This window comes from Arthrobacter sp. UYNi723 (genome assembly GCF_054057635.1).
In genome coordinates this window covers 299,690-325,275 of sequence record NZ_JBSRZM010000001.1, presented here as the reverse complement: position 1 = coordinate 325,275, position 25,586 = coordinate 299,690, and the positions used below count along the sequence as shown (strand labels likewise).

Below are 25,586 nucleotides of genomic sequence, written 5' to 3'. Positions count from 1 at the left end.
TTCTTAGTCCTCGAGGTCCACTTCGCGGACCATTTCGGCGCCGATGCCTGCCTTGATGGCGTCAAGCACCTGCTGCGGAACGGAACTGTCGATGGTCAGCAGTGCCAGAACCTGGCCGCCTTCCGCCTGCCGTGCCACCTGCATGCCGGCAATGTTGATATTGTTCATGCCCAGGATGTGTCCGATGGTTCCGATCACACCCGGCCGGTCGGCGTAGGCCACCACCACGAGGTGCTCGCTGATGGGGATCTCAACGTCGTAGCCGTTGACGCCGACGAGCTTCTGGATCTGCTTCGGACCCGTGAGCGTACCTGCCACGGAGATCTGGCTGCCGTCGCTCAAAGCACCCCGGATGGTGAGGACGTTGCGGTAGTCCTCCGCTTCCGCCGTCGTGATGAGGCGGACGTTGATGCCGCGCTGTTCGGCGATGACCGGCGCGTTGACGTAGGAAACCTGCTCGGTCACCACATCGGCAAAGATGCCCTTGAGCGCGGCAAGTTCCAGGACCTTGACGTCCAGCGCCGCGATCTCGCCGGCCACCTCGACGTCGATCTGGGTCAGGGAGGCGTGGGTCAGCGCGGTGAAGATCCGGCCCAGCTTTTCGATCAGCGGGATGCCCGGACGGACATCGGAGGCGATCACGCCGCCGGCCACGTTCACGGCATCCGGTACGAGTTCGCCGGCCAGCGCCAAACGCACGGACCTGGCAACCGAGACGCCTGCCTTCTCCTGGGCTTCATCGGTGGATGCACCCAGGTGCGGGGTGACCACCACGTTGTCCAGGGCGAAGAACGGCAGGTCCGTGCTGGGTTCCTTGACGAAGACGTCCACGGCTGCGCCGGCGATCTGGCGGTCCTGCAGGGCCGCGTAGAGCGCCTCTTCGTCCACGAGGCCGCCACGGGCCACGTTGACCACGTAGGCGGTGGACTTCATCTTGGTGAACGCGTCAGCGCCGAGCATGCCGACGGTTTCCGGCGTCTTGGGCATGTGGATGGTCACGAAGTCCGACTGGCTCAGCAGCTCATCCAGGGTGACGAGCTTGACGCCGAGCTGCGCGGCGCGGGCAGAGGTGATGTACGGATCATAGGCGAGGATCTCGGTGTCGAAACCCTGGAGGCGGGCAGCAACGAGGGCGCCGATGCGGCCCAGGCCGATGATGCCGATCTTCTTCTCGAAGAGTTCAATGCCGGTGTACTTGGAGCGCTTCCATTCACCGTCTTTCAGGGCGGAGCTGGCCTGCGGGATGTGGCGTGCAAGGCTCAGGATGTGGCCCACCGTCAGTTCCGCTGCCGAAATGATGTTCGACGTCGGGGCGTTGACCACCATCACGCCGGCCTGCGTGGCGGCTTTGATGTCGACGTTGTCCAGGCCAACGCCGGCGCGGGCGATGACCTTGAGGTTCTTCGCGGCGGCAATGGCTTCGGCGTCCAGGTGGGTGGCGGAGCGGACCAGGATGGCGTCCACGTCCGCGATGGCGGCGAGCAGCTGGGACCGGTCGGAGCCGTCAGTCTGGCGGATCTCGAAGTCCGGGCCGAGGGCCTCGATGGTGGCGGGCGAAAGTTCTTCGGCGAGCAGTACTACGGGTTTTGACACGAGTGATCCTCTGCGTTGCAGTCCTTGGGATGGAACAAGTCTAGGCGGACGGAAAGGCCGGGCTCACATTGTTAAGTGAACCCGGCCTCATGATGGCACCCCGAGGGGCACCCGCACAGCAGACTTAGCGGGCTGCGGAGCCCTCTACGTAGTCCTCGTCCGTCTGCTGCCAGGCGAACAGGGAGCGCAACTCGCGGCCAACGGCCTCGATCGGGTGCTGCTCAGCCTTGGCACGCAGGGCCTTGAACTCTTCGCCGCCGTTGTCCTGGTCGTCGATGAAGCGCTTGGCGAACGCGCCGCTCTGGATGTCGGCGAGGACAGCCTGCATGTTTTCCTTCACGTCGGGGGTGATGACGCGCGGGCCGGAGACGTAGTCGCCGTACTCTGCGGTGTCGGAAACGCTCCAGCGCTGCTTGGCGATGCCGCCTTCCCACATGAGGTCAACGATGAGCTTGAGCTCGTGAAGAACCTCGAAGTAGGCGATCTGCGGCTGGTAGCCGGCTTCGGTCAGGGTTTCGAAGCCGTACTGGACCAGCTGGGACACGCCGCCGCAGAGGACGGACTGCTCGCCGAAGAGGTCGGTTTCGGTCTCTTCCGTGAAGGTGGTCTTGATGACGCCGGCGCGGGTGCCGCCGATGGCCTTGGCGTAGGACTTGGCCAGGTCCCAGGCTGCGCCGGTGGCGTCCTGCTCCACGGCGATGATGTCCGGGATGCCTCGGCCGGCTTCGAATTCGCGGCGCACGGTGTGTCCCGGAGCCTTCGGGGCGATCAGGATGACGTCAACGCCCTCCGGTGCCTCGATGTAGCCGAAGCGGATGTTGAAGCCGTGGGCGAAGGCCAGGGCCTTGCCCGGGGTCAGCTTGTCCTTGATGGAGTCGTTGTAGATCGAGCGCTGGTACTGGTCCGGCGCCAGGATCATGATGACGTCGGCCCATTCGGCGGCGTCGGCAACGGTCAGGGCCTTGAAGCCGGCTTCTTCGGCCTTGGCGATCGACTTCGAGCCTTCCTTGAGGGCGATGACAACCTCGACGCCGGAGTCGCGCAGGTTCAGCGCGTGGGCGTGGCCCTGGGAGCCATAGCCAACAATGGCGACCTTGCGACCCTGGATGATCGACAGGTCGGCGTCGTCGTCGTAGAACATTTCAGTCACTTGGGTAACTCCTCTTGAGTGGATTCACTGGGTACTTCGTCTGTGGGTGTTGCGGTACTGCACGGGCATTGCGCCGCGGTGGGGCCACGCCCCGCCTTGCTAAGCGCTGCGCAACGCCCTGTCACTCATGGAGCGGGATCCCCGTCCAACGGCCAGGGTGCCGGACTGCACAATTTCGCGGATGCCGAAGGGCTCCAGCACTGAAAGCAGCGCCGTGAGCTTTTCGGGATGGCCTGTCGCTTCAATGACCACGGAGTCTGTGGAGACGTCAACCACTGAAGCGCGGAACAGGTCTGCAGCCTGGGTCACCTGCAGACGAGTTGCGGCATCCGCACGTACCTTAACCAGGATGTGGTCTCGCTGTACGGAAGATTCGGGGGTGAGCTCAACAATCTTGATCACGTTGACCAGCTTATTGAGCTGCTTGGTGACCTGTTCAATAAGGTCACCATCGGCGTCGACGACGACGGTCATCCGGGACATGCCCGGAACTTCCGTCGGGCCCACGGCCAGGGAGTTGATGTTAAAGGCGCGCCGGGCGAAGAGGCTCGCGACGCGGGTTAGTACACCGGGCTTGTCTTCAACCAGAACGGACAGTGTGTGGCGGGTCATGTTCAGTCCTCCTCTTCCCATTCCGGGGTCATGTTGCGGGCAACCTGAATCTGGTCGTTGCTAACGCCGGCGGGCACCATCGGCCACACCATGGAGTCGGGGCTCACTACGAAGTCGATGACCACGGGGCGGTCATTGATTTCGAGGGCCTTCTGGATGGTGGCATCGATATCCTCGTCCCGCTCACAGCGGAAGGAAGCACAGCCGTACGCATCGGCCAGCTTGACGAAGTCCGGGATCCGGACGGTTTCGTGGCCCGTGTTCAGGTCCGTGTTGGAGTAGCGGCCCTCATAGAAGAGGGTCTGCCACTGGCGCACCATTCCCAGCGAGGAGTTGTTGATGATGGCAACCTTGATGGGGATCTTGTTGATGGCGCAGGTGGCCAGTTCCTGGTTGGTCATCTGGAAGCAGCCGTCGCCGTCGATGGCCCAGACCACGCGGTCCGGTGCCCCCACCTTGGCGCCCATGGCAGCCGGTACGGCATAGCCCATGGTGCCGGCGCCGCCTGAGTTCAGCCAGGCGTGCGGGCGCTCGTACTTGATGAACTGTGCCGCCCACATCTGGTGCTGGCCAACGCCGGCAACATAGATGCCTTCGGGACCCGTCAATGCGCCGATGCGTTCGATGACGCGCTGCGGGGCGCTGAGCCCGTCCTCCGGCTCGGTCCAGCCCAGCGGGTAGGTTTCCTTAAGGTTATTAAGGAACGCCCACCACGTGGTCAGGTCCGGTGTGCCGGCGGATTCAAACTGTGAGCGGACCGCTTCGGTCAGTTCGGGGATGATTTCCTTGACGGATCCCACGATCGGCACGTCGGCGGTACGGTTCTTGGAGATCTCGGCGGGATCAATATCCGCGTGGATCACCTTGGCGTTCGGCGCGAAGGACTTCAGGATGCCTGTCACACGGTCATCGAAGCGGGCTCCGAGCGTGATGAGCAGATCGGACTGCTGCAGCGCGGTCACCGCAGAAACGGTGCCGTGCATGCCCGGCATGCCCACGTGCTGCGGGTGGGAATCGGGGAAGACGCCGCGTGCCATCAGGGTGGTGACTACCGGGGCGCCGGTCAGTTCAGCCAGCTCGCGGAGTTCCGCGGAGGCATGAGCCTTCACCACGCCGCCGCCCACGTAGAGCACGGGTTTGGTGGCCGCAGCGATCAGCTTGGCTGCTTCGCGGACCTGCTTGTTATGGCCGCGCGTCACCGGGCGGTAGCCGGGGAGGTCGATTTTCGGCGGCCAGGAGAAGGTCATCTGACCCTGCTGGGCGTCTTTGGCGATGTCCACCAGGACGGGTCCCGGACGTCCGGACGAGGCCAGGTGGAAGGCCTCCGCCATAACGTGCGGGATGTCGTTGGGGTCGGTCACCAGGAACGAATGCTTGGTGATCGGCATGGTGATGCCAACAATGTCGGCTTCCTGGAACGCATCGGTGCCAATCACACCGCTGGAGACCTGGCCGGTGATGGCCACCAGCGGCACGGAATCCATGTGGGCATCCATGATGGGGGTAACGAGGTTGGTGGCACCGGGGCCCGAGGTGACGATACAGACGCCCACCCGGCCGGTAACCATGGCATAGCCTTGCGCGGCGTGGCCGGCTCCCTGTTCGTGACGGACCAGTATGTGATTCATGCTGGAGGCCATCAAGGGGTCATAGGTAGGCAGGATAGCGCCACCAGGCAAACCAAAAATATCGTCGACGCCGAGTTCTTCGAGCGATCGGACAATAGCTTGCGAGCCGGTCATCACCGTTGGGGGTACAACGTTGTTCGGCCCAAGGACAGGAGAGACAGCGGCAAGATCAGCGACGACGGCGGCCTGGTCAGCCGTTCGGTCGGCGCGTTCCGGAGCCTTGGGGGCTCCAGCGGACTTAGTAGCCATCAGCGAGGGGCTGATCGGCGATCCTTTGCTCATCGGACTCTTCCTTGTGGATCATCTGTGTACTTGGAAATGCGGAAATAAAAAAACCCCTCAGCCTGGCGGCTTTTCGAGGGGTTGCGCGTGACGGTTCGTTACCAGTCGGGCTAGTGAGCCACGCGCTTGGTAAGGACGACGGCTGCATCTGCAGCGGCGCAGCTGGTAACGAATGCGATCATGCGTTCAGTTTTCCCTCTGTGTGAGATACATGTCAACGAGGACTGTGCGCATCTCACAGTGTGGACACCATTGTCCACTGGTTGGCCACGTTCCCCAACTGGGTCGCAGTAACTGTCGTTATGAGCGCTCATAACGACAGTTACTGCTACCCAGTTGGGCTCAACCAGCGGCCGGAGGTTGAGGAACGAAACCGTGCTACCCGCAGTATGCGCCGGTGGAGGCGCTGTGGACCAGCTTGGCGTACTTGGCGAGCACTCCCTTGGTGAACTTGGCCGGAAGGGGCTCCCAGCCGATCTTGCGGGATTCGAGCTCGGCCTCATCAACCAGCAGGTCGAAGCTGCGGGCTGCGATGTCCACGCGGATCCGGTCCCCGTCCTTGACGAAGGCGATGGGGCCGCCGTCGACAGCCTCCGGTGCCACGTGGCCGATGCAGAGGCCGGTGGTTCCGCCGGAGAAGCGGCCGTCGGTGAGGAGCAGGACGTCCTTGCCCAGCCCCGCGCCCTTGATGGCGCCCGTGATGGCGAGCATCTCGCGCATGCCGGGGCCGCCCTTGGGGCCTTCGTAGCGGATGACCACAACGTCGCCGGCCTTGATCAGGCCCTCATCCAGGGCGGCCAGGGCACCCTGCTCACGCTCGAAGACGCGGGCGGTGCCCTCGAAGACGTCGGCGTCGAAGCCGGCACTCTTCACCACAGCACCCTCGGGAGCCATCGTGCCGTGCAGGATAGTGATGCCGCCGGTCTTGTGGATCGGGTTGTCCATGGCACGGAGGATCTTGCCGTCCAAATCCGGCGGGTTGATCGCGGCGAGGTTCTCGGCCACGGTCTTGCCCGTGACGGTGAGGCAGTCGCCGTGCAGCAGGCCGGCGTCGAGCAGTGCGCGCATGATGACCGGCACGCCGCCGATCCTGTCCACGTCGGTCATGACGTAGCGGCCGAAGGGCTTGAGGTCTCCCAGGTGCGGGATCTTGTCGCCGATGCGGTTGAAATCGTCAAGGGTCAGCTCGACTTCGGCTTCGCGGGCGATGGCCAGCAGGTGCAGGACGGCGTTGGTGGAGCCACCGAATGCCATGGTGACGGCGATGGCGTTTTCGAACGCCTTCTTGGTCATGATGTCCCGGGCGGTGATGCCAAGGCGGAGCAGGTTGACCACCGCTTCGCCGGACTTGCGGGCAAATTCATCACGACGGCGGTCGGCCGACGGCGGGGCGGCGGAGCCGGGGAGGGACATGCCCAGGGCTTCGCCGATGCAGGCCATGGTGTTGGCGGTGTACATCCCACCGCAGGCGCCTTCGCCGGGGCAGATGGCCTTTTCAATACGGGTCAGGTCTTCGAGGCTCATCTTGCCGGCGGCACAGGCCCCGACGGCTTCGAAGGCGTCAATGAGGGTGACTTCCTTTTCGGAGCCGTCCTCAAGCTTGACCCAGCCCGGCATGATGGAGCCGGCATACAGGAACACACTGGCGAGGTCCAGGCGGGCGGCAGCCATCAGCATGCCCGGCAGGGACTTGTCACAGCCGGCGAGCAGGACCGAGCCGTCGATCCGCTCCGCCTGCATGACGGTTTCCACGGAGTCGGCAATGACCTCACGGGAAACGAGCGAGAAGTGCATGCCTTCGTGGCCCATGGAGATGCCATCGGAGACGGAAATGGTGCCGAACTGCATGGGGAACCCGCCGCCTGCGTGGACACCTTCCTTGGCGCCCTGCGCGAGGCGGTTCAGGGAGAGGTTGCAGGGAGTGATTTCATTCCAGGAACTCGCAACGCCGATCTGGGGCTTCGCGAAGTCGTCATCGCCCATGCCGACGGCGCGGAACATGCCGCGCGCAGGCGCCGCGTGGATCCCGTCGGTGACGACCCGGCTGCGGGGCTTGATGTCGATCTTGTTCTCGGTTGCTGTTTGGGTGTCCTCACTCATGGGTCAAAGTCTATGACTCCGATCGGGACGCCAACGACCCGAACAGCCCGTTTGGCCCATTTTCAGGAATATTTCGATCAAATGGTGGACTCTCGTCTCAAATTTTGAGACGGGCCCTTACCGGTCCGCCGGAACCTAGACAGTCCCGTTCGCGCCGACGTACCGTCAGGGAACGGCAACCTTGCCATCCGGACTGAAGGGCCCTGCTATGGATTTTGTCTTCTGGATTATCCTCATTGTGCTGATCGTAGGCGTTGTGTGGTGGCTGCTGAACCGCAGCAGCTCCTCGAGTACCGGCGACTCCACGCCGATCCGGACGGACGGCGCCCTCGCCGGCGGAAGCGCAGCCGCCTCGGCGGAAGCCGCCGGCACGGCGGGCATCCCCAGTGCTGCGGGCTTCGGCGCTGCTGAGCCAGCGCCACCGACGACGGCGGACGAGGCGCCCGTGCGGTCCAGCACGGAAGAATCCCAAGAAGCCGGCGGTGGGCACAAGGCCGGTGGTGAAGAAGTCAGCATTGAAAAAGACACCAGCGTCGGGCAGAACGTCGTCGCTGAACCCGACGTTGCCGGTTCCACGCATACCGCCTCAGCTGCTGCATCGGAACGCGTGTCCTCCGAGGAACTGTCATCCCCTAAGGAGCAGGCTGGCCCAGAGGAAGTGTCTTCCCCTGAAGAGCCGGCTGGCCCTGAGGAGCTGACAACCCAGGAGCCCGGCAGCCAGGAAAGCGCGGGCCGGCAGGCAGACGACGCCGAGTGGGAAACCCAGTGGTCAGAGGCAAGCGCGCCAACCCAACCCGACGCCGGTCACCGGCCGCCTAGCGAGGGCTCTACCGTTATCGCGGACTCCCCGCTGGCGGAGGCGTCACCGGCCCAGGACGCCGGATACGTCCATCACACGGAATACACCGACCCCCACGCTCCTACGCTGCCCGGCGCCGAAACGGCTGCTGCCGAAGCCGTTGAAGCCGGAGCGGAAGCGGAGACCTCCGACTCAGCACCGGAACCGACCGGGCATCTGGCCGCGGACCAGCCCTACGGCGCAGGTTCCGCGTCGCCCGGCCCGGATGGAAGCGGTCCGGCGGATTTCGAGGTCAAGGCCGACGCCGGAACAATGGTCTATTACGAGGAGGGGCATCCGGACTATGAGCAGACGAAAGCCGACGTCTGGTTTGAGTCGGCGGCCCATGCGGAAGCTGCCGGCTTCCGCGCCCCGCGGCGGACGCGAATCTGACCGGACGCAGGCGGACTTTCGGGCCTTCGCGGCGGCCAAGCCCACTGCGGGCGCCTTCGCAGTGTGCCTGGCCGTGCTGCTGTCGGGCTGCACGGGGGACGCCAACGATGCCCCCACCGGCAGTATCACAGGAACCGGGACCAGCACAGGAAACGGGATCGGGACCGGCCCGGGTAACGCCACGCCACCGGAGGTTGTGGCACGCCTCGATCTCCAGCTCGACATTCCCTGGGCCGCGGTATTCCTGCCGAACGGAACCGCCGTCGTCTCCGAGCGTGACTCTGCGCTGCTGAAAGCTGTCCGGGATGGCAGGGCGACCACCATCGGCCAGGTCCCCGGCGTGGCTCCTGGCGGTGAGGGAGGCTTGCTGGGACTAGCCCTCTCCCCCGGCTTTCCGTCCGACAACTACCTTTACCTGTACTTCACCTCGGCACAGGACAACCGCATCGCCCGGCTGAAGCTGACGGAACAGCCTGACGGATCCCTGGACCTTGGCGACCCTGAGGTGGTCTTTTCCGGAATCCCGAAGGCATCAACCCACAATGGCGGCCGGATCCGCTTCGGCCCGGACGGGTTCCTGTACGTGGGCACAGGCGACTCCCAGCGCCGCGAACAGCCACAGGACCGCAACGCCCTGGGCGGGAAGATCCTGCGGCTGACTCCGGAGGGTGACCCCGCACCTGGCAACCCTTTCGACAATGCCGTGTACAGCCTGGGGCACCGAAACGTCCAGGGACTGGCCTGGGACAGTGCCGGCCGGCTCTGGGCCAGCGAATTCGGCCCCGACGTCAACGACGAGCTCAACCTCATCGAGCCGGGAGGCAACTACGGTTGGCCCGCAGTAACCGGGGCACCGCACCGGGATGGCTACCGGGACGCGAAGGTGGTGTGGCCTTCGACGGCGGACTCCTCACCCAGCGGCTTGGAAATTGTCGGGTCGACCGCCTACCTCGGCGCCCTGCGCGGCCAACGCCTCTGGACGGTGTCCCTGTCCGGTGAGGAGGCAAGCGCTCCTGTGGCCTATTTCACACGGGAATACGGCAGGATCCGGGACGTCATCCGGACTCCCGACGGCGGCTTCTGGCTGCTTACTAACAACAAAAACTCTGATTTTGTGCTGGTTCTGGCCCCTCCCGGCTGAACCTGGGGAGCATCGGGGCCTCGATTTCACATGGGTCGGAAGTTCGTGTAGAGTTTCATGTCGTTGCGGAGATCAACCGGGAAAGAAAAAGCCCGGAAGGTCACCACATAAGAGATGCACCTCTAGCTCAATTGGCAGAGCAATTGACTCTTAATCAATGGGTTCCGGGTTCAAGTCCCGGGGGGTGCACCAAAGAAACCCCGTCTTCACTGGCCACAAGCCGTGAAGACGGGGTTTCCTTTTGCCCCTCGATCGCTGTGGGGCATTTACGGGCTGATTTACTCCCTGCTGCTCCGGGGAAAGAGCTGGGACACGCCGCCTTCACAGCCGACTGCCGCGAGACTCCGAATCCAACCACCTTTGGCTTCCTTGGCACCACGTATGTCCGCCAAAGAGCCACTCAATCCTTCCGGAATACGCCATTATCGCGGCCGAGTCGGATCGATAGAGCAAGCCAGCACCGCAACGGTGGCCCCGAAAGCCTCCCCCGGAGTGGGTCCCCGCCAAGGCCTGGGCTTCCGCAAAGCCAAGTCAGCGGACTATCTACTGGGCAGGATGAAACGCAAAGAAACCACTTACACGGAACACTAGCGTGCGGAATGTGGCGGTACGTCCCTCACGGTGCCCGAACCGGCGGTGATCGGAACCGAGGAATTAGCCAGGGCTTCGGGACCCGCTGTCAGTCTGCATTCCGCCAGAAACGGGACGGAATTCCCACGTATAAGAGCCGTCAGCCTTGAGGCTCATCCGTAGGTGACCCCATGTGTCGCTAAACTTCCGCTGCACATATGAGGGGTTGCTGGTGAACGCCCGGAGACCGATTCCACCAGTGGACACCTGAAATTGTTGCATCCCGTCCGCAACGCACTGGTCCGCGTTGTTAATCGGGCAGGTCCGCTCATAATTGTGCTGTGAGCCGGACAGCAACACACGAACGCGGTTCGCCCAGAACACGTCAATCCACGGCTTCGCCTTAGAGAAGCGGGTATGGCTCGACGTGTTGCTGGTGAAATACGGATCATGGTAGATAACCGCCAGATGCTTTCCAGCGGCCTTCGCCGCTTTCAGGTCGGCATCCATCTCCGAGGTCATCGCTTGCGCCCGCGTAGCGTTATAACGCCATGTGGCCGTAGGCGCTACAAGAATGTGCCAGTTGCCCTTGTCGAACGAATACCAATCAAGAGCGTCTTGGAACCGTACAACATCGGAGCTAGTCGCGCTCTTCACCGTGGACACGCACTGCCCATCCATGTAGCGGTCAACGTCGTCATTCTCGCCGGATTCAACATCATGATTCGGGCCAGCGGTCCAGTACGTCTTGGCCTTAGCGGGACCCCACAACTGGTTGTAAGCCTCGAGCGCGGTACAGGTGCCCTTGTCATACTGGAAATCGCCCAGCGCAAGGAAGTTGTCCAGCGAACCGTCGTTGAGACCGGCGATGATACTAGCCGCGTTCTTACCACTGTGCGACGTGGCCGACGTGTTACCCGCAGGGTTTATGTCCCCGGTGGCGGCGAACTCAAACGACTCATCGGATGGCGGCGGCAGGGCAGCGGGAGTTGGATCGCCTGCCGCATAGACGCGAACCCAATCCACTCGCATCTCGCCAGCGCCGTTATCAGTGCTGTCTGGCTCCCAGTCCAGTTGTAGCGTCTGGTGCATCGAACCGGGAGGCTGGTGCGCGGGGTCGTTGTCCTCAAACCACTTCACCCCATCGATGTAGCCGACGATCCCATTCGGAGACCAGTCCACTGCGTAGTTGTGGAACTGTGAAATGTCCAGAGCCTTGAACGCCGACGTCTGCGAGTTCGAACATCCGTAGTGGTAGAAGAACTTGATGACGTTCCAGTCACCGGTCTTCTCTGCGTAGTTAACTTCGCCCTCACACGGCCAAATCCCACTATCCGGCCACAGGAGCGACACCATACGGTACTCATTGTCACCCGAACCCGCCGCGCGGACCTCCCACCGGCCGTACTTCTGGCGTCCAAACTTCGCGCTCATTCCAGCGGTCGTGCCGTCCGGTGTTCCAGTCATGACCATTTTGGAACCGTCTACCGTGACCTGCTGGGGACTCCGAATGCCATTCCCCGCGTGCCCGGCACTGTTGTACACGGACCACTTCGCGGCGTCCGGTGCGCCGGTATAATTGAACTCGTCGCCAGCGGTCGGCGTGCCCCAGTTCAGATCTGTCGCGGCCGAGCCTGTCGTTGGCGTAGCAGGCGTCGGCGTGGCTGATGCTGATGTGGCGGCCGGCGCCGCCGTCGTTACTGCCGGCTGAGCTGAAGGGGCCGAGCAGCTAGCCAGGAAGATTGCCGCCACCCCAAGCGCGACCAAGTGTTTCCGCATACGTCAGATGATAAGGGCATCGCGCGCGGAGACCAATGGCCAGATGCCGCTGGTGATGTTGAAGAGTTCATCAAGGAACTCCCCCGAGTCAGCGGTTTCCAGGACAAGGTCCTGGAGGCGGGAGACGATCCAGCCCTCAGCCGCTGCAGGACTTTGTAAAGCGACCATCGATGCACCTCCTGAAAGTGCGCCCTGAACCGCTGCAAAATCACGCGGCCAAGACGCCCCCTTCTGGACGTTTCAGGGTACAACCTAAAAAGGCACCACCACTGCGGAATTTTGCAGTAATGGTGCCAGTCAGATTTACCGGATACCCGGGATTTCCTAGCCCAGCGGGGCGCCGTCCACCAAGGCCCGGGTTGACGGCGAGGCGAACTGGCTGGCCAGCTCCCGGACCACGGCCTGGAGCTCCTGCCGCAGGGCGTCAGGGTCAATGGTTGCCGCGGCGAGCACCGAGCGTTCCATCTCAACGGCTGCGGCTGCGGCTTCCCGGCCACTGTCCGTGAGGGACACCACCTGGCTGCGGCGGTCCGAGGTGCTGCGGACGCGGGCAATGTGGCCGTGGGACTCCAACCGGCTCAGGGTTTTACCCATGGTCTGGGCCTGAACGCGCACATATTGGGCGAGTTGGGCCTGTGTCATCGGCCCCTGTGCTGAGAGGACTTCGATAGCGATCACGCCGGCGTGCGTCAGTCCGATGGCGCTTAGCTTTTCGTTCCAGGAGTGTTCAACGAGGCGTGCCGCAGTGGACAATAGGCGCCCAGTGGGCCAGCGATCCATGTCAGGCATACCAGCAAGTATAGCTAAGGCTGGTTAGCACCGGTCCTGGATGCTTACTAAAATGGTGTGTTCCGCCTGCAACGAGGAGATTAACAGTGGCTGACAGACTCTTGACCGGTGACGTAGCGCCCGGCTTCATCCTGAAGGACTCGTCGGGTAAGGACGTCAGCCTTGCTTCCCGTCACGGCGGCAGCACCATCGTCTATTTCTACCCGGCCGCCGCCACCCCCGGCTGCACCAAACAGGCATGCGATTTCCGCGACAGCCTGGCGTCCTTCACGTCGGCCGGCTATCGGGTCCTGGGCGTCTCCCCCGATTCTGTGAACAAACTTGCTGCCTTTGCCGCCAAAGAAGACCTTAGCTTTCCGTTGCTTTCGGACAAGGACCACGCCGTGGCCGAGGCCTATGGCGCCTGGGGCGAAAAGAAGAACTACGGACGGACCTATGAGGGACTGATCCGCAGCACCGTGGTGATCGATCCCGACGGCAAGGTGGCTCTGGCCCAGTACAACGTCCGGGCCACCGGCCACGTGGCAAAACTGCGGCGCGACCTCAAACTGGACGCGTAGGGCACTACCCCGGGGGAACAGGCGGCCGGAACAGTCGGCAGGAACCGGCTGACCGGAACCCCGCCTGCCCGAGGCTACAATGGAAACTGGCATCCGCCGTCGTACGTTTTTATCCTTTGGCCAACTGGCCGATGGCGAAGACAGCGGCAGCAACTGCCAAGCGCGAGTGGTGAAATTGGCAGACACGCAGGATTTAGGTTCCTGTGCCTTCGGGCGTGGGGGTTCAAGTCCCCCCTTGCGCACACTGATACAGAGATCCCGGGCCCATGGGCCCGGGATCTCTGTCATTTAACTGCCGCCGGCCAGGGCGTTCTCCCCGGTTTGGCATGAAATTAAAAAACTCTTGGTGATCCACCCATCCGCTTCCGCGCGCCGGCCGAATACCCATTGAGACACCAGCCAAGGGCAGGTGCCCAACAGTCGGAAAAGGCCACGCGGCAGGCACAACGTCTGCGGCAGGCAAGAAATCGGCACAAACAAGGAGAACCGAAATGCAGTCATTCAAGCGCACATCCTTCACCGTCGCAGGCGTTGCAGCTGCAGCCCTGCTGAGCCTCACAGCCTGCGGTGGAACCACAACGACGGCCCCGAGCTCCTCCGCTCCGGCCGCCACACCGTCGGCGACCAAGATGGCTCCGTCACCGTCCGCCAGTGCTGCTTCCATGGATCCGGCCGCAAACCTCGTTGGCGCAGGCTGCGCCGGCTACGCCGAGAAGGTCCCCACCGGGGCAGGATCGGTTGCCGGGATGGCCCTTGACCCGGTAGCTGTCGCGGCATCCAACAACCCCATCCTGACCACCCTCACGGCAGCTGTCTCCGGCAAGCTGAACCCGAAGGTTGACCTGGTTGACACCCTTAACGGCGGCGAGTTCACGGTCTTCGCTCCGGTGGATGACGCCTTCGCCAAGATCGATGCCGCCACCATTGAGACGCTCAAGACGGACGATGCCCTGCTCAGCAAGATCCTGACCTACCACGTGGTCCCCGGCCAGATCACCCCGGACAAGATCGCCGGCACACACGCCACGGTCCAGGGCGGATCAGTCACCGTGACCGGCAGCAAGGATGCCCTCATGGTTGACGGCGCCAGCGTGATCTGCGGCGGCGTCCAGACCAAGAACGCCACCGTTTACCTGATCGACTCGGTGCTGATGCCCAAGTAGTCCGGCTTTCAAGCCCAGGGGCCTGTTCCGCAACCGGAACAGGCCTCTGGCGTGTGTCCAGGGAGCACCGGGGTGTGTCAACTAGACTGTGTCCTTGGCCCGCAGTCCGCGGCGCCGGCCAGAAGCAGCCAGAGGTGATAGACGAGTGCCCAGCAGTACTTCGCGGCGAACGGTCATCAAGACCGGCGCCGTTTTTATGGCGTTAGGCCTGACCTCCTGTACCGGCAACCCACCGCCTTCGCCCTCGGCAACGTCTCCTTCGACGGCGCCCGCCGGCGCTGAACCCACCGAAACGTTCACGTTCGGCACGGCGTCCCAGCCCCTCGGCCTGGACCCCGCGCTCTCGAGCGATGTGGAAAGCTACCGGATCACCCGGCAGATCCTCGAAGGCCTGGTGGGTGTGGACCAGACCACGGGCAAGCCCACGCCGCTGCTGGCAACGGAATGGTCCGAGGAAAACGAAGGCCGCTCCTACACGTTCAAACTCCGCAGCGGCGTCTCGTTCCAGGACGGCACGCCCTTCAACGCCGACGCCGTGTGTGCCAACTTCAACCGCTGGTTCGCCTTCTCGGCGGAACTGCGGCGGCAGGCGCCGGGAAGCTCTTTCAAGAGCGTGTTCAAGGCACATTCCGACGATCCTGCGCTCTCCATTTTCAAGAGCTGCACGGCCCTTTCCGCTGACACTGTCCGGATCGACCTGACCCAGCGCTTCACCGCGTTCCTCCAGGCGCTCACCCTGCCGGCGTTCGCCATCGCATCCCCGGCCGCCCTGACAGCGGGCACGGCGGATGTCCTGGATCAGACCCGTGGCGGAAACCCGGTCTCCCGGTTCGCCACCAACCCCGTTGGCACAGGACCGTTCAGCCTGGCCGCCTGGGACGAGGCGAGTGTCCGGCTCATCAGCCACAAAAACTACTGGGGTGACCGCGGGCAGATCTCCACCATTAATTTCGTCACGTACGACCACCCCCAGACGCGGCTTCAGGCCCTCCTGGACGGCAAGATCGACGGCTACGACGCCGTCACTGTGGGCAATTTCGATCAGCTGGTCAAGCGGGGCATGCAGATCGTCCAGCGTGATCCTTTCTCGGTGATGTACCTGGGCATCAACCAGGAAATTCCGGTCCTGCAGAACGAAAAAGTGCGGCAGGCCATTGAGCTGGCCATCGATAAGGAAACCCTGATCCGCAAGTTCTTCATCGACAACACCGCCAAGGCCTCACAGTTCGTTCCTCCGAAGATCAGCGGTTTCAATAATGACGCTCCCGCGCTGGGCCACGATCCTGTCAAGGCCAAGGCCTATCTGACCGAAGCCGGCTACATCGGGGAAGAGATCAGGTTCTACTATCCGCTTAACGCCACCCGCCCGTATCTGCCCACGCCGGAGAAAATCTACGCAGAAATCAGCAGGCAACTGACCGCCGTCGGGTTCAACATTAAGCCTGTCCCGGTGGACTGGTCCGAGGGCTACCTCCAGAAAGTGCAGTCACCCGGGGACCACGGGCTTCACCTACTCGGCTGGAACGGCGCGTATGCGGATGCCGATAACTTTGTGGGCCCGCTGTTCGGCGAAAAGAACGGCGAATTCGGCTACCAGGACCCGCAGGTCTTTTCCAAGATCAACCGCGCCCGCGGCCTCCCTGCCGGCAAGGAACGCGACGAGCAGTACCACACCATCAACGCCCAGATCGCGGCCACTGTGCCGGCGGTTCCCATCGCCTTCCCCATCTCGGCACTCGCACTCTCGGACCGCGTCAGCAGCTACCCGGCGTCCCCGGTCCTGAGTGAAGTTTTCACAAAGGTACAGCTAAAGCCTTGACGGCCCGGCCCAATTTCAGTATGCGGGCCGCCCGGGGATATTCTTTGACAGCCAGAGCCGCTGCTATCGGAGACTGATTGTGACCTTCATATCCAAGACCCAACATGCCGACGTCGTACTGATTGGCGGCGGCATCATGAGCGCCACGCTCGGGGCATTCATCAAGCAGCTTGAACCGAACTGGACCATCTCCCTGTTCGAACGCCTGGATCAGCCCGGGCTGGAAAGCTCCGACCCCTGGAACAACGCCGGAACGGGACATGCCGCCCTGTGCGAGCTCAACTACTCCCCCGCAGCCAAAGACGGCTCGGTGAACCCGGCCAAGGCCCTGCTCATCAATGAACAGTTCCAGCTGTCCCGCCAGTTCTGGTCCCATCTTGTGGAAGAATCCCTGATCGGCTCGCCGAAGGGCTTCATCAACACCGTCCCGCACATGAGCTTTGTCATCGGCGAGGACAACACCAAATTCCTCAAGACCCGCTACGAAGCGCTCAAGCCCCACACGCTGTTCCGCAGCATGGAGTACTCCGAGGACCACGCCCAGATCGCCAAATGGGCGCCGCTGATCGTCAAGGGCCGCGACCCCAAACAGCGCATCGCCGCCACCCGGGCAACGGAGGGGACCGACGTCGACTTCGGGGCACTCACCCGTGAGCTGACCACCTATCTCGGGAACAACGGCGTCGAAATCAATTACGGCCATGACGTCAGCGGCATCTCCAAAGCGGCCGACGGCGGCTGGGACCTTTCGATCAAGCACCCGGCTTCCGGGGAACACGGCAAGATCCACGCCAAGTTTGTGTTTGTGGGCGCCGGCGGCGGCGCGCTGCACCTCCTCCAGGCCTCCGGTATTCCCGAAAGCAAGGGCTACGGCGGGTTCCCTGTGTCCGGCCAGTTCTTCCGCTGCACCGACGAAAAACTCTCCGCCCAACACAGCGCCAAGGTCTATGGCCAGGCTTCGGTGGGCGCGCCGCCCATGTCGGTCCCGCACCTTGACACCCGGTACGTCGACGGGAAGCGTTCGCTCCTGTTCGGCCCCTATGCCGGCTTCTCCACCAATTTCCTGAAGAACGGCTCGTACCTTGACCTGCCGTTGTCCATCCGGCCCAGCAACATCATCCCGATGCTTGCCGTGGCCAAGGACAACATGGACCTCACCGCGTATCTCGTTAAAGAGGTGGCCAAGCGCCACGGCGACAAGGTGGAAGCGCTGCGCGAGTACTACCCCGAAGCCAAGGACGGCGACTGGGAGCTGATCACCGCCGGCCAGCGTGTACAGATCATCAAGAAGGACCCGAAGAGGGGCGGCGTGCTGCAGTTCGGCACGGAAGTCATCGCCGGCCGCGACGGCACCATCGGGGCGCTTTTGGGTGCGTCGCCGGGCGCGTCCACAGCGGTGCCCATCATGATTGAACTGCTGCAGAAGTCCTTCCCCAAGGACTTCAAGGGCTGGCAGGGCAAGCTCAAGGACATGATGCCGGGCTACGGTGTGAAGCTGGATGAGAATCCGGAACTGGCTGCCGAACTCGAGACGGCAACGGCCAAGGCATTGCAGCTGGAGAGCATTTCCGCCAACCACTGACGCCCGGCATTCCGGCCGGCAGGCCCGGCTGGACGGTCCGGTCCGCAGGAGTCCGTCAACACCACAGGAGAGACCCGCGATGTTCCGGCTGGCACAACTTTCATTGGCAAACCGGGCGCTGATCGCGCTGATCACCGTCTTCGCGACGGTGTTCGGCGTGATCACCATGTCATCGCTGAAACAGGAACTCATCCCCTCCATTGAGTTCCCCCAGATCACCGTCCTCTCCGCCATGCCCGGCGCCTCGCCCGAAGTGGTGGACAAACAGGTCAGCGCACCGCTGGAAACTGCCCTGAACGGCGTCGAAGGCCTGGAGTCCACCTCCTCGACGTCACGCAACGGCGTCTCGCAGATCTCCATGGTGTTCACCTACAGGACAAACCTCGACCGCGCCCGGAACCAGATCGACCGCGCCATCTCCAACGCCAAGCGCTCCCTGCCGGAGGACGTGCAGCCGCAGGCCATCGCGGGCAGCATCAGCGACTTCCCCATCGTGTTCCTGGCCGTGTCCTCGGACAAGCCGTTGAGCGAACTGAACGCGGACCTGGCACGCCTCTCCGTTCCCCGGCTCCAGAAGATCGACGGCGTCCGGGGAGCCGACGTGACCGGCGGCGCCACCCAGCACATCGAGATCCTCCCCCGCCCCGAGGCGATGGCTGCCAAGGGCGCCACGATCGAGTCCATCCGGAACGCCCTCGGCAACAACGGCGCACTGATCCCGGCCGGGACCATCCAGGAGCAGGGCAAGACGCTCTCCCTCCAGATCGGCAGCCCGGTGGATTCCCTGGACGCCATCAAGGCACTCCCCCTGGGCGGAGCGAAGGATGCCGCGACGATCGGCACGGTGGCCGAGGTCAGCCTGCAGGACAACGAACGGACCTCCATCACCCGGACCAACGGCCAGGAAACACTGGCGGTGTCCGTGACCAAGAAGCCCGAGGGCGACACCGTGGGAATCTCCCACGCCGTGAACGACTCGTTGGCGGCCCTTGAGGCCGAGCTGGGGTCCAACGCAAAGTTCACCGCCGTGTTCGACCAGGCCCCGTTCATCGAGAAGTCCATCAAGGACCTCACCACCGAGGGCCTGCTCGGGCTGGGCTTCGCCGTCGCCGTTATCCTTGTTTTCCTGATGTCAGCCCGCTCCACCCTTGTTACGGCGGTCTCCATTCCGCTCTCGCTGCTGATCACGTTCGTTGGCCTGTCCGCGACCGGCTATTCACTGAACATCCTGACCTTGGGCGCGCTGACCATTGCGATCGGCCGGGTGGTGGACGACTCGATTGTGGTGATCGAAAACATCAAACGCCATCTCAGCTACGGGGAGGAGAAAGTCCCCGCGATCCTCACCGCTATCCGGGAGGTGGCCGGCGCCATCACCGCCTCCACCTTGACCACCGTGGCGGTCTTCCTGCCCATTGCCTTCGTGGGTGAGCTCGCCGGCGAACTCTTCCGGCCCTTCGCCCTGACAGTCACCATGGCGCTGCTGGCATCCCTGCTGGTATCGCTGACCATCATTCCGGTCCTGGCCTACTGGTTCCTCAAGAGCCCCGCCGGTTCCGCCGCCGCCGGTTCGCCCGTTGCAGGTTCGCCCGCCGCCCGCGAAGCTGCCGCCCGTGTTGCCGCCGCCGCCCGTGCCCAGGCTCAGGAAGCCGAACAGAAGAGCAGGCTGCAGCGCGCCTACCTGCCCGTCCTCAGCAAGACCCAGAAGCACCCGGTGCTGACCCTGGTCGCCTCCGTTCTGGTGCTCGGCGCCACGGCCGCCATGACGCCGCTGCTGTCCACCAACCTCCTCGGCGATTCCGGCCAGAACAGCATGACTGTCCGCCAGTTGATGCCGGCGGGCACAAGCCTGGCCGACACCAGCGCAGCGGCCGTCAAGGTCGCGGACGTCCTCCGCGGCATCGAGGGTGTCAAAAATGTCCAGCTCACCTCCGGAAACGCGCAGGCGGGCTTTGCCGCCCTGACGTCCTCCGGCGCCGCCAACTCCACGTTCACGGTGGTGACGGATGAAAAGGCCAACCAGGCAACGCTCCAGGAAACGGTCCGGACCGAAGTAGGCAAGGTGGCCGGTTCCGGGAAGATTACCGTGGGCACCCAGCAGGGAGGCTTCGGGACATCCTCCACGGTGGACATCACCATCAAGGCGGCAACGTCCGAGGACCTCCGCACAGCCAGCGAGGCCATGGTGGAAGCAATGGCTGGCGTGCCGGAAACCAGCGAGGTGACAACCAACCTCGCTGCCAGCCAGCCGGTAGTCCAGGTCAAGGTTGACCGGGCCAAGACCGCGGCGGCCGGATTGAACGAGGAACAGGTGGCCGGCGTCCTGGCTGCCACCATCAGCCCCATCCCCGCCGGTACGGTCCGGATCGACACCAACGATTTTCCGGTCCAGATCGGCAAGGGCACCCGGTTCACCAGCATCGACGCGGTGCGCAACATCGCACTCCCTGCATCCGGCGCCCCCGTCACGCTGGGCAGCATCGCGTCCGTGGAACAGGTGGACGTGCCGGTCTCCATTACCGCCAGCAACGGCCAGCGGACCGCCAAAGTGTCAGTCACGCCGTCGGGCTCCAACCTCGGTGCGGTGAACGCGGAGGTGCAGAAGCGCCTCACGGAGGTCAGCCTCCCCGCAGGGGTCACCGCCGAACTCGGCGGCGCCACCACCCAGCAGGCCGAGTCCTTCCAGCAGCTGGGCCTGGCGCTCCTCGCCGCGATCGCGATTGTCTATGTCATTATGGTGGCCACCTTCAAGTCGCTGATCCAGCCCCTGATCCTGCTGGTGTCCGTTCCCTTTGCCGCCACCGGCGCCGTGGCCCTGCTGCTGGCCACGGGCGTTCCCCTGGGCCTGCCGTCGCTGATCGGCATGCTGATGCTGGTGGGCATTGTCGTCACCAACGCCATTGTGCTCATCGACCTCATCAACCAGTACAGGCAGCCACGGGACGGCCGCGGCGGGATGAGCGTGGCGGACGCAATCACCCATGGCGCCAGGCAGCGGCTCCGCCCCATCTTGATGACCGCGCTGGCCACCGTTTTCGCCCTGACACCCATGGCGCTTGGCCTGACCGGGGGCGGCGGCTTCATTTCCCAGCCGCTGGCCGTGGTGGTGATCGGCGGCCTGGTCTCGTCCACAGCGCTGACCCTGGTGCTGGTTCCCGTGCTGTACCGGCTCGTGGAGGGACGGCGGGAAACAAAAGCACTGCTCCGTGCCATGCAGCAGCGCCCGGAGTTTGCGGCAGCGGACGACGTCGATGCCGAGTTCCGCGACTGGACCACCGGCATGGTGCCCCGCGTCAGTGGCCGCCGTGCCGCTCCGGGCGACCCCCTGTAACACCTGGAATATTCTCGTCGGGGAGGCGTTATACCCGTTGATACATGCAAACGCATGAAAATCGGGTATAGTGGAATCAAGCCCGGAGAGTCCAGGAAACGGAAGGCACACCATGCAGATCGGCGTATTCAGCGTCAGTGACATCACCACTGACCCCACCACCGGCCGGACGCCCACGGAGAACGAACGCATCAAAGCAGCCGTGGCAATCGCTAAAAAAGTCGAGGAAATCGGCATGGATGTCTTCGCCCTCGGCGAGCACCACAACCGCCCGTTCTTCTCCTCCTCGCCCACCACCACGCTCGCGTACATCGCCGCGCAGACCGAGCGGATCACCCTCTCCACTGCCACCACGCTGATCACCACCAACGATCCGGTCAAGATCGCCGAAGACTTCGCCATGCTGCAGCACCTGGCCGACGGCCGCGTGGATCTGGTCCTTGGCCGCGGCAATACGGCTCCGGTGTACCCGTGGTTCGGCAAGAACATCCAGGACGGCGTGGAACTGGCCATCGAGAACTACAGCCTGCTGCGCCGGCTGTGGGACGAGGACACGGTGAACTGGTCAGGCAAATTCCGTACGCCGCTGCAGAACTTCACCTCCACCCCACGCCCGCTCGACGGCGTGGCCCCCTTTGTATGGCATGGCTCCATCCGCACTCCGCAGATCGCCGAAGTGGCCGCCTACTACGGCGACGGCTTCTTCGCGAACAACATCTTCTGGCCGAAGGAGCACTACCAGCAGCTGATCAGCCTCTACCGTGAGCGCTACGAGCACTACGGCCACGGCAAGGCGGACCAAGCCATCGTGGGCCTCGGCGGCCAGTTCTTTATGCGGAAGAACTCCCAGGACGCCGTGAAGGAATTCCGGCCTTACTTCGATAACGCGCCCGTCTACGGCCACGGCCCGTCGCTGGAGGACTTCACCTCCCAGACACCGCTCACCGTGGGCAGCCCGCAGGAAGTCATCGAAAAGACCCTGACGTTCCGCGAGTACTTCGGCGACTACCAGCGCCAGCTGTTCCTGATCGACCACGCAGGCCTGCCCCTGAAGACAGTGCTGGAGCAGCTTGACCTGTTCGGCGAGGAAGTCCTCCCGGTCCTCCGCAAGGAATACGCTGCCCTCAAGCCCGCCCACGTGCCGGATCCGCCCACGCATGCCGGCCGCGTTGCCGCCCTGATGGCTGCACCGGCGCCTGAGACCGCCCCTTCGGAGGCGTGATGGCTGCCGACGGAAACGAATCACCCATCCGCCTGGCGGCGGAAACCTGGGAATCCCTGTTCCGGGCGCAGGTTGCGGTCATGCGCAGGCTGCAGGCCGGTCCTGCCTTCCGAAAGGTGGCCATCAACGAGTACGACGTGCTGTTCACGCTCTCCCGGTGTCCGTCCGGCTGGCTCCGGCTCAATGAACTCAATGACCATGTCCTGCTGAGCCAGTCGAGCCTCAGCAGGCTGGTTGAGAGGCTGGAAAAGCGCGGGCTTGTGGTCCGGATGGCGGCCCCCGACGACGGCCGCGGCGTGCTGCTGAAGCTCACCGAGGAAGGGTCCGCCCTCCAGAAGGAGATCGGCCGGGAGCACGTGCGGGACATCTCCAGCCTGGTGGGGCCGGCCCTGACGGCTGCCGAGCAGAGGGAACTCCAGCGGCTGACCGAGAAACTCCGGCATTCCGTGGGGGCGCGGCCGGCAAAGTAACTGCCTGGGAAATACCTTGCCGGGAAGTAACTGACCGGGAAGTAACTGACCGGCCGAGGCCGGGCGCTACGGGAACTAGCCCAGCATGACCAGCTTGGCCGGATCTTCCGGCGGCAGCTGGCCGTTGACCACCGCGCTGACGCGCAGCTCTTTCAGCGTGAGGCGCCCGCCCACGGTGGACAGGAATGCGGTGTCCGAGGAGTCCCGGCCGGCGGTGATTCGCAGCATCGACTCCCGCGGGGCCAGCCCCGTGGGATCGATGACGTGCCAGGCGCCATTGACATGTGCCTCGGCTACCGCGTGGAAATCCATGGGGCTCAGCCCCGGCGCGTACACGGCGGTGAGCCGGGCCGGGACGTCCTTGGAACGCAGCAGGGCGATGGCCAGGTGCGCGAAGTCCCGGCACACTCCCCTGCGGTGCAGGAGGGTTTCCACGGCGCCGTCAGTTCCCCTGGAGGACCCGCTGATGTACCGCAATTCCCCGAAGACCCAGCTCCGCACGGCCTGGAGCAGTTCGGCGCCGTGCAAGCCGCCGAATTCGGCATAGGCCGTGGGCAGGAGCCGGTCCGACTCCGCATAGCGGCTTGGCCGCACGTAGCGGATGAGCTCAGCCAGGGTGGCTTCTTCGGGAACGGCCTGCCCGGCCACCGCCGCTGAGTACTCAACGGTGACCTCGGCGGGTTCAGTGAGCTCCATGTAGTGCAGGCGGCCGCCATGATGGTCCGCGAGTTCCTGCAACGGAACCGGCTGCCCGTCGGCCGTGACAGTCAGGGATTCATCAAACGAGGTGTAGCCGGGATTCCTGGCTACAGCGATGGCCAGGGCTGCCTTCGTGTCGGCGATGGTCCTAAAAACCATACGTGCTGAAACGGTGCGTTCCATGTATCTCCGGGGTGTGGGGTAGTGGCAGAACTTCCCGCGCTGGCCCGGGGTGGAGGGGCAAGGGGCAGGACTAGTTTTTGATCTCCAGAGACATTAGCATCCGTTGGACGTTCGCGAATTCCGAGCTCTCGTCCACGTACTTTTCGGCCTGGCCCAGGGTGTCAAACGCCTTCGCCGGGGCCACCTTCTCATCCGGGGCGAAGGCCTTCAGGACTCCGAGGTCACCGAACGAGTAGTCCCCTTGTCCTGCCGGGCCACGGACCACATTCCGCAGTTCGCAGGCCTGGCCGTCAGCCCCGCCCACAATGTTGGTGAGGCCGTAGGAACCGAAGTAGCGGTAGCCCTGGATGACGCGGAACACCACGTGCGGGGCGATGGTGCCTTCCCCCGTCAGGCTGGGAAGCTCCACCGGCACGCTGCTGATCACAACATACGGTTTCCGGGCAGTCTCGGGGCACTCGGACGACGACGGCGGCAGTCCTGTCCGCAGCGTGGCCACCACCGTGCCGTCCTGCTTTTTCACCTCGATCTTCAGGGCACCCGGCAATGTCCCGTCCTCGGGCGTGACGGATTGGGCGATCCATTCCTCCGGCAGATCGAAGCTGACGGTCTTCGCCGGATCGGTAAAGGTCTTCCAGGCAGCAGCTGTTGCGGCCGGGCCGGGTGCTGCGGACGTCGACGCACCCGCTGTGGCAACAGGATCCGACGACGGGGAACCGGTAGCGCCGGCGGTTGAGCTCGTACTGGCGCCTGGGCTGGCCGATGTGTCCGGCTGCGCCGTCCACGCTGAATCGCTGTTACCGGGCGCGCTGCAGCCGGCCGCCAGGCCACCGGCCATCAGCAGCGCTACCGTCCGCACTCCCCACATTGCCGCCTTGTGTGTCATGCAGCCAGCCTATCGGCGGGCGACTGTGGACAAGGGCCGGAGCCTCGTGTCGCCGTCGGACATTCCCCGCGCGCAAGGGACTAGGCTGGTGCCTATGGCGGATGAGCAGTACGGCGCGGACCTTGAGAGCCTGGCGGACATCTCCGCCATCGACATTGCGGACTGGCGGCTGCGGACGTTTGCCCTGTACGACACGGTACGGAAAGTTGCCGCTGAAGATCCGGCGGAGGCCCATTCCCTGTGGCGGCATGAACGCGACCGTATGTTCGCAACGCATCCGGCCTCGGCCCTCAGCGCTAGGGACAAGTCGCAGTTCTCCGGCCTGAAGACGGCCGATTACGATCCCATCTACCGCTTCTATGTGCCGCTGACCCTTGAGGGAGCCGGCCGGGAAATGACCGTGGAAACCGCCACCGACGGCGTGGTCCGGTTTGTCCGGCTGGGCACGTTCGATCTTCCCGAGCTGGGCCAGCTCGGCGTGTGGAAGTTGCACGGCTACGGCGGCGGGATCTTCGTTCCGTTCCGGGACGCCACGGCCGGCCAGCCCGGTGGAACCTACGGCGCCGGCCGGTACCTCCTGGACACCATCAAGGGCGCGTTCCACGGGGTCCATGGCTCGGGGGCGGGCGCGGAGTTTGTCCTGGACTTCAACTTTGCCTACAATCCGTCCTGCGCCTACAACGAGGCCTGGGCCTGCCCGCTGCCCGGCCCGTCCAACCGCCTGGCCGTGGAGATCCCGGTGGGCGAGCTGTACTGAGCCTGCCGGAGCCGGCCACCGGCCGCCGGCCGCCGGAGG

At 64.1% G+C, this 25,586-nt stretch carries 20 protein-coding genes and 2 tRNA genes; 12 read left to right on the top strand and 10 right to left on the bottom strand.

All coding sequences use genetic code 11. From position 1 onward, the window contains the following. Positions 1-3: 3 nt before the first annotated feature. From serA to ilvD, 5 genes are all read right to left on the bottom strand, one after another. Positions 4-1,593 carry a phosphoglycerate dehydrogenase gene (gene serA, locus ACVWY0_RS01480; protein WP_485835136.1) on the bottom strand — a complete coding sequence of 530 codons (1,590 nt, stop codon included), beginning with the start codon at positions 1,591-1,593 and terminating at the stop codon, positions 4-6. 124 nt (positions 1,594-1,717) lie between these two features. Next, positions 1,718-2,743: a ketol-acid reductoisomerase gene (gene ilvC / locus ACVWY0_RS01475; RefSeq protein WP_459308906.1), complete on the bottom strand. Its 1,026-nt coding sequence runs from the start codon at positions 2,741-2,743 to the stop codon at positions 1,718-1,720. A 99-nt stretch (positions 2,744-2,842) separates the two neighbouring features. Further along, positions 2,843-3,355, bottom strand: coding sequence for an acetolactate synthase small subunit (gene ilvN / locus ACVWY0_RS01470; protein WP_160671864.1), 513 nt, complete (start codon positions 3,353-3,355; stop codon positions 2,843-2,845). Positions 3,356-3,357: 2 nt separating this feature from the next. Continuing rightward, a complete protein-coding gene (locus ACVWY0_RS01465) occupies positions 3,358-5,265 on the bottom strand; it encodes an acetolactate synthase large subunit (RefSeq protein ID WP_485835135.1) in 1,908 nt (635 codons plus the stop codon). Between the two features lie 378 nt (positions 5,266-5,643). Further along, complete coding sequence (ilvD, locus tag ACVWY0_RS01460) at positions 5,644-7,365, bottom strand: dihydroxy-acid dehydratase (RefSeq protein ID WP_485835134.1); 1,722 nt, start codon at positions 7,363-7,365, stop codon at positions 5,644-5,646. A gap of 208 nt (positions 7,366-7,573) precedes the next feature. Here ilvD and ACVWY0_RS01455 point away from each other — a divergent pair, with 208 nt between their 5' ends. From ACVWY0_RS01455 to ACVWY0_RS01445, 3 genes are all read left to right on the top strand, one after another. Then, complete coding sequence (locus tag ACVWY0_RS01455) at positions 7,574-8,596, top strand: sunset domain-containing protein (RefSeq protein WP_485835133.1); 1,023 nt, start codon at positions 7,574-7,576, stop codon at positions 8,594-8,596. Next, the gene (locus ACVWY0_RS01450; protein ID WP_485835132.1) at positions 8,550-9,737 is read left to right on the top strand and encodes a PQQ-dependent sugar dehydrogenase; all 1,188 of its coding nucleotides are present in this window, start codon (positions 8,550-8,552) and stop codon (positions 9,735-9,737) included. The genes ACVWY0_RS01455 and ACVWY0_RS01450 overlap by 47 nt, the downstream gene beginning before the upstream one ends. Before the next feature lie 116 nt (positions 9,738-9,853). Further along, positions 9,854-9,929, top strand: a tRNA-Lys gene (locus tag ACVWY0_RS01445). Between the two features lie 462 nt (positions 9,930-10,391). Here ACVWY0_RS01445 and ACVWY0_RS01440 read toward each other — a convergent pair. The 3 genes from ACVWY0_RS01440 to ACVWY0_RS01430 form a co-directional block, all read right to left on the bottom strand. After that, positions 10,392-12,086, bottom strand: coding sequence for a family 16 glycosylhydrolase (locus tag ACVWY0_RS01440; protein WP_485835131.1), 1,695 nt, complete (start codon positions 12,084-12,086; stop codon positions 10,392-10,394). 3 nt (positions 12,087-12,089) lie between these two features. Next, complete coding sequence (locus tag ACVWY0_RS01435) at positions 12,090-12,254, bottom strand: hypothetical protein (RefSeq protein WP_485835130.1); 165 nt, start codon at positions 12,252-12,254, stop codon at positions 12,090-12,092. A 156-nt stretch (positions 12,255-12,410) separates the two neighbouring features. Beyond that, positions 12,411-12,866: a MarR family winged helix-turn-helix transcriptional regulator gene (locus ACVWY0_RS01430; protein WP_252565262.1), complete on the bottom strand. Its 456-nt coding sequence runs from the start codon at positions 12,864-12,866 to the stop codon at positions 12,411-12,413. 95 nt (positions 12,867-12,961) lie between these two features. Here ACVWY0_RS01430 and bcp point away from each other — a divergent pair, with 95 nt between their 5' ends. From bcp to ACVWY0_RS01390, 8 genes are all read left to right on the top strand, one after another. Continuing rightward, positions 12,962-13,435 (top strand): thioredoxin-dependent thiol peroxidase, encoded by a 474-nt coding sequence (gene bcp, locus ACVWY0_RS01425; RefSeq protein ID WP_485835129.1) that lies wholly within the window; start codon positions 12,962-12,964, stop codon positions 13,433-13,435. 160 nt (positions 13,436-13,595) lie between these two features. Further along, positions 13,596-13,677: transfer RNA gene (locus tag ACVWY0_RS01420), tRNA-Leu, on the top strand. Positions 13,678-13,926: 249 nt separating this feature from the next. Beyond that, positions 13,927-14,598 carry a fasciclin domain-containing protein gene (locus ACVWY0_RS01415; protein WP_485835128.1) on the top strand — a complete coding sequence of 224 codons (672 nt, stop codon included), beginning with the start codon at positions 13,927-13,929 and terminating at the stop codon, positions 14,596-14,598. A 196-nt stretch (positions 14,599-14,794) separates the two neighbouring features. Then, entirely contained in the window at positions 14,795-16,417 is a 1,623-nt protein-coding gene (locus tag ACVWY0_RS01410) for an ABC transporter substrate-binding protein (RefSeq protein ID WP_485835199.1), read from the top strand. A gap of 79 nt (positions 16,418-16,496) precedes the next feature. Then, entirely contained in the window at positions 16,497-17,999 is a 1,503-nt protein-coding gene (locus tag ACVWY0_RS01405; RefSeq protein WP_485835127.1) for a malate:quinone oxidoreductase, read from the top strand. Between the two features lie 79 nt (positions 18,000-18,078). Beyond that, positions 18,079-21,330: an efflux RND transporter permease subunit gene (locus tag ACVWY0_RS01400; RefSeq protein WP_485835126.1), complete on the top strand. Its 3,252-nt coding sequence runs from the start codon at positions 18,079-18,081 to the stop codon at positions 21,328-21,330. 112 nt (positions 21,331-21,442) lie between these two features. Then, positions 21,443-22,552, top strand: coding sequence for an LLM class flavin-dependent oxidoreductase (locus ACVWY0_RS01395; RefSeq protein WP_485835125.1), 1,110 nt, complete (start codon positions 21,443-21,445; stop codon positions 22,550-22,552). Beyond that, positions 22,552-23,022 (top strand): MarR family winged helix-turn-helix transcriptional regulator, encoded by a 471-nt coding sequence (locus ACVWY0_RS01390; protein WP_485835124.1) that lies wholly within the window; start codon positions 22,552-22,554, stop codon positions 23,020-23,022. Before ACVWY0_RS01395 ends, ACVWY0_RS01390 begins: the two co-directional genes overlap by 1 nt. 75 nt (positions 23,023-23,097) lie before the next feature. Here ACVWY0_RS01390 and ACVWY0_RS01385 read toward each other — a convergent pair whose 3' ends face one another. Both ACVWY0_RS01385 and ACVWY0_RS01380 read right to left on the bottom strand, forming a co-directional pair. Next, entirely contained in the window at positions 23,098-23,904 is an 807-nt protein-coding gene (locus ACVWY0_RS01385) for a transglutaminase-like domain-containing protein (protein ID WP_485835123.1), read from the bottom strand. A gap of 70 nt (positions 23,905-23,974) precedes the next feature. Continuing rightward, the gene (locus ACVWY0_RS01380; RefSeq protein ID WP_485835122.1) at positions 23,975-24,790 is read right to left on the bottom strand and encodes a hypothetical protein; all 816 of its coding nucleotides are present in this window, start codon (positions 24,788-24,790) and stop codon (positions 23,975-23,977) included. Positions 24,791-24,884: 94 nt separating this feature from the next. Here ACVWY0_RS01380 and ACVWY0_RS01375 point away from each other — a divergent pair, with 94 nt between their 5' ends. After that, positions 24,885-25,547, top strand: coding sequence for a DUF1684 domain-containing protein (locus tag ACVWY0_RS01375; protein WP_058932062.1), 663 nt, complete (start codon positions 24,885-24,887; stop codon positions 25,545-25,547). Positions 25,548-25,586 lie beyond the last annotated feature (39 nt).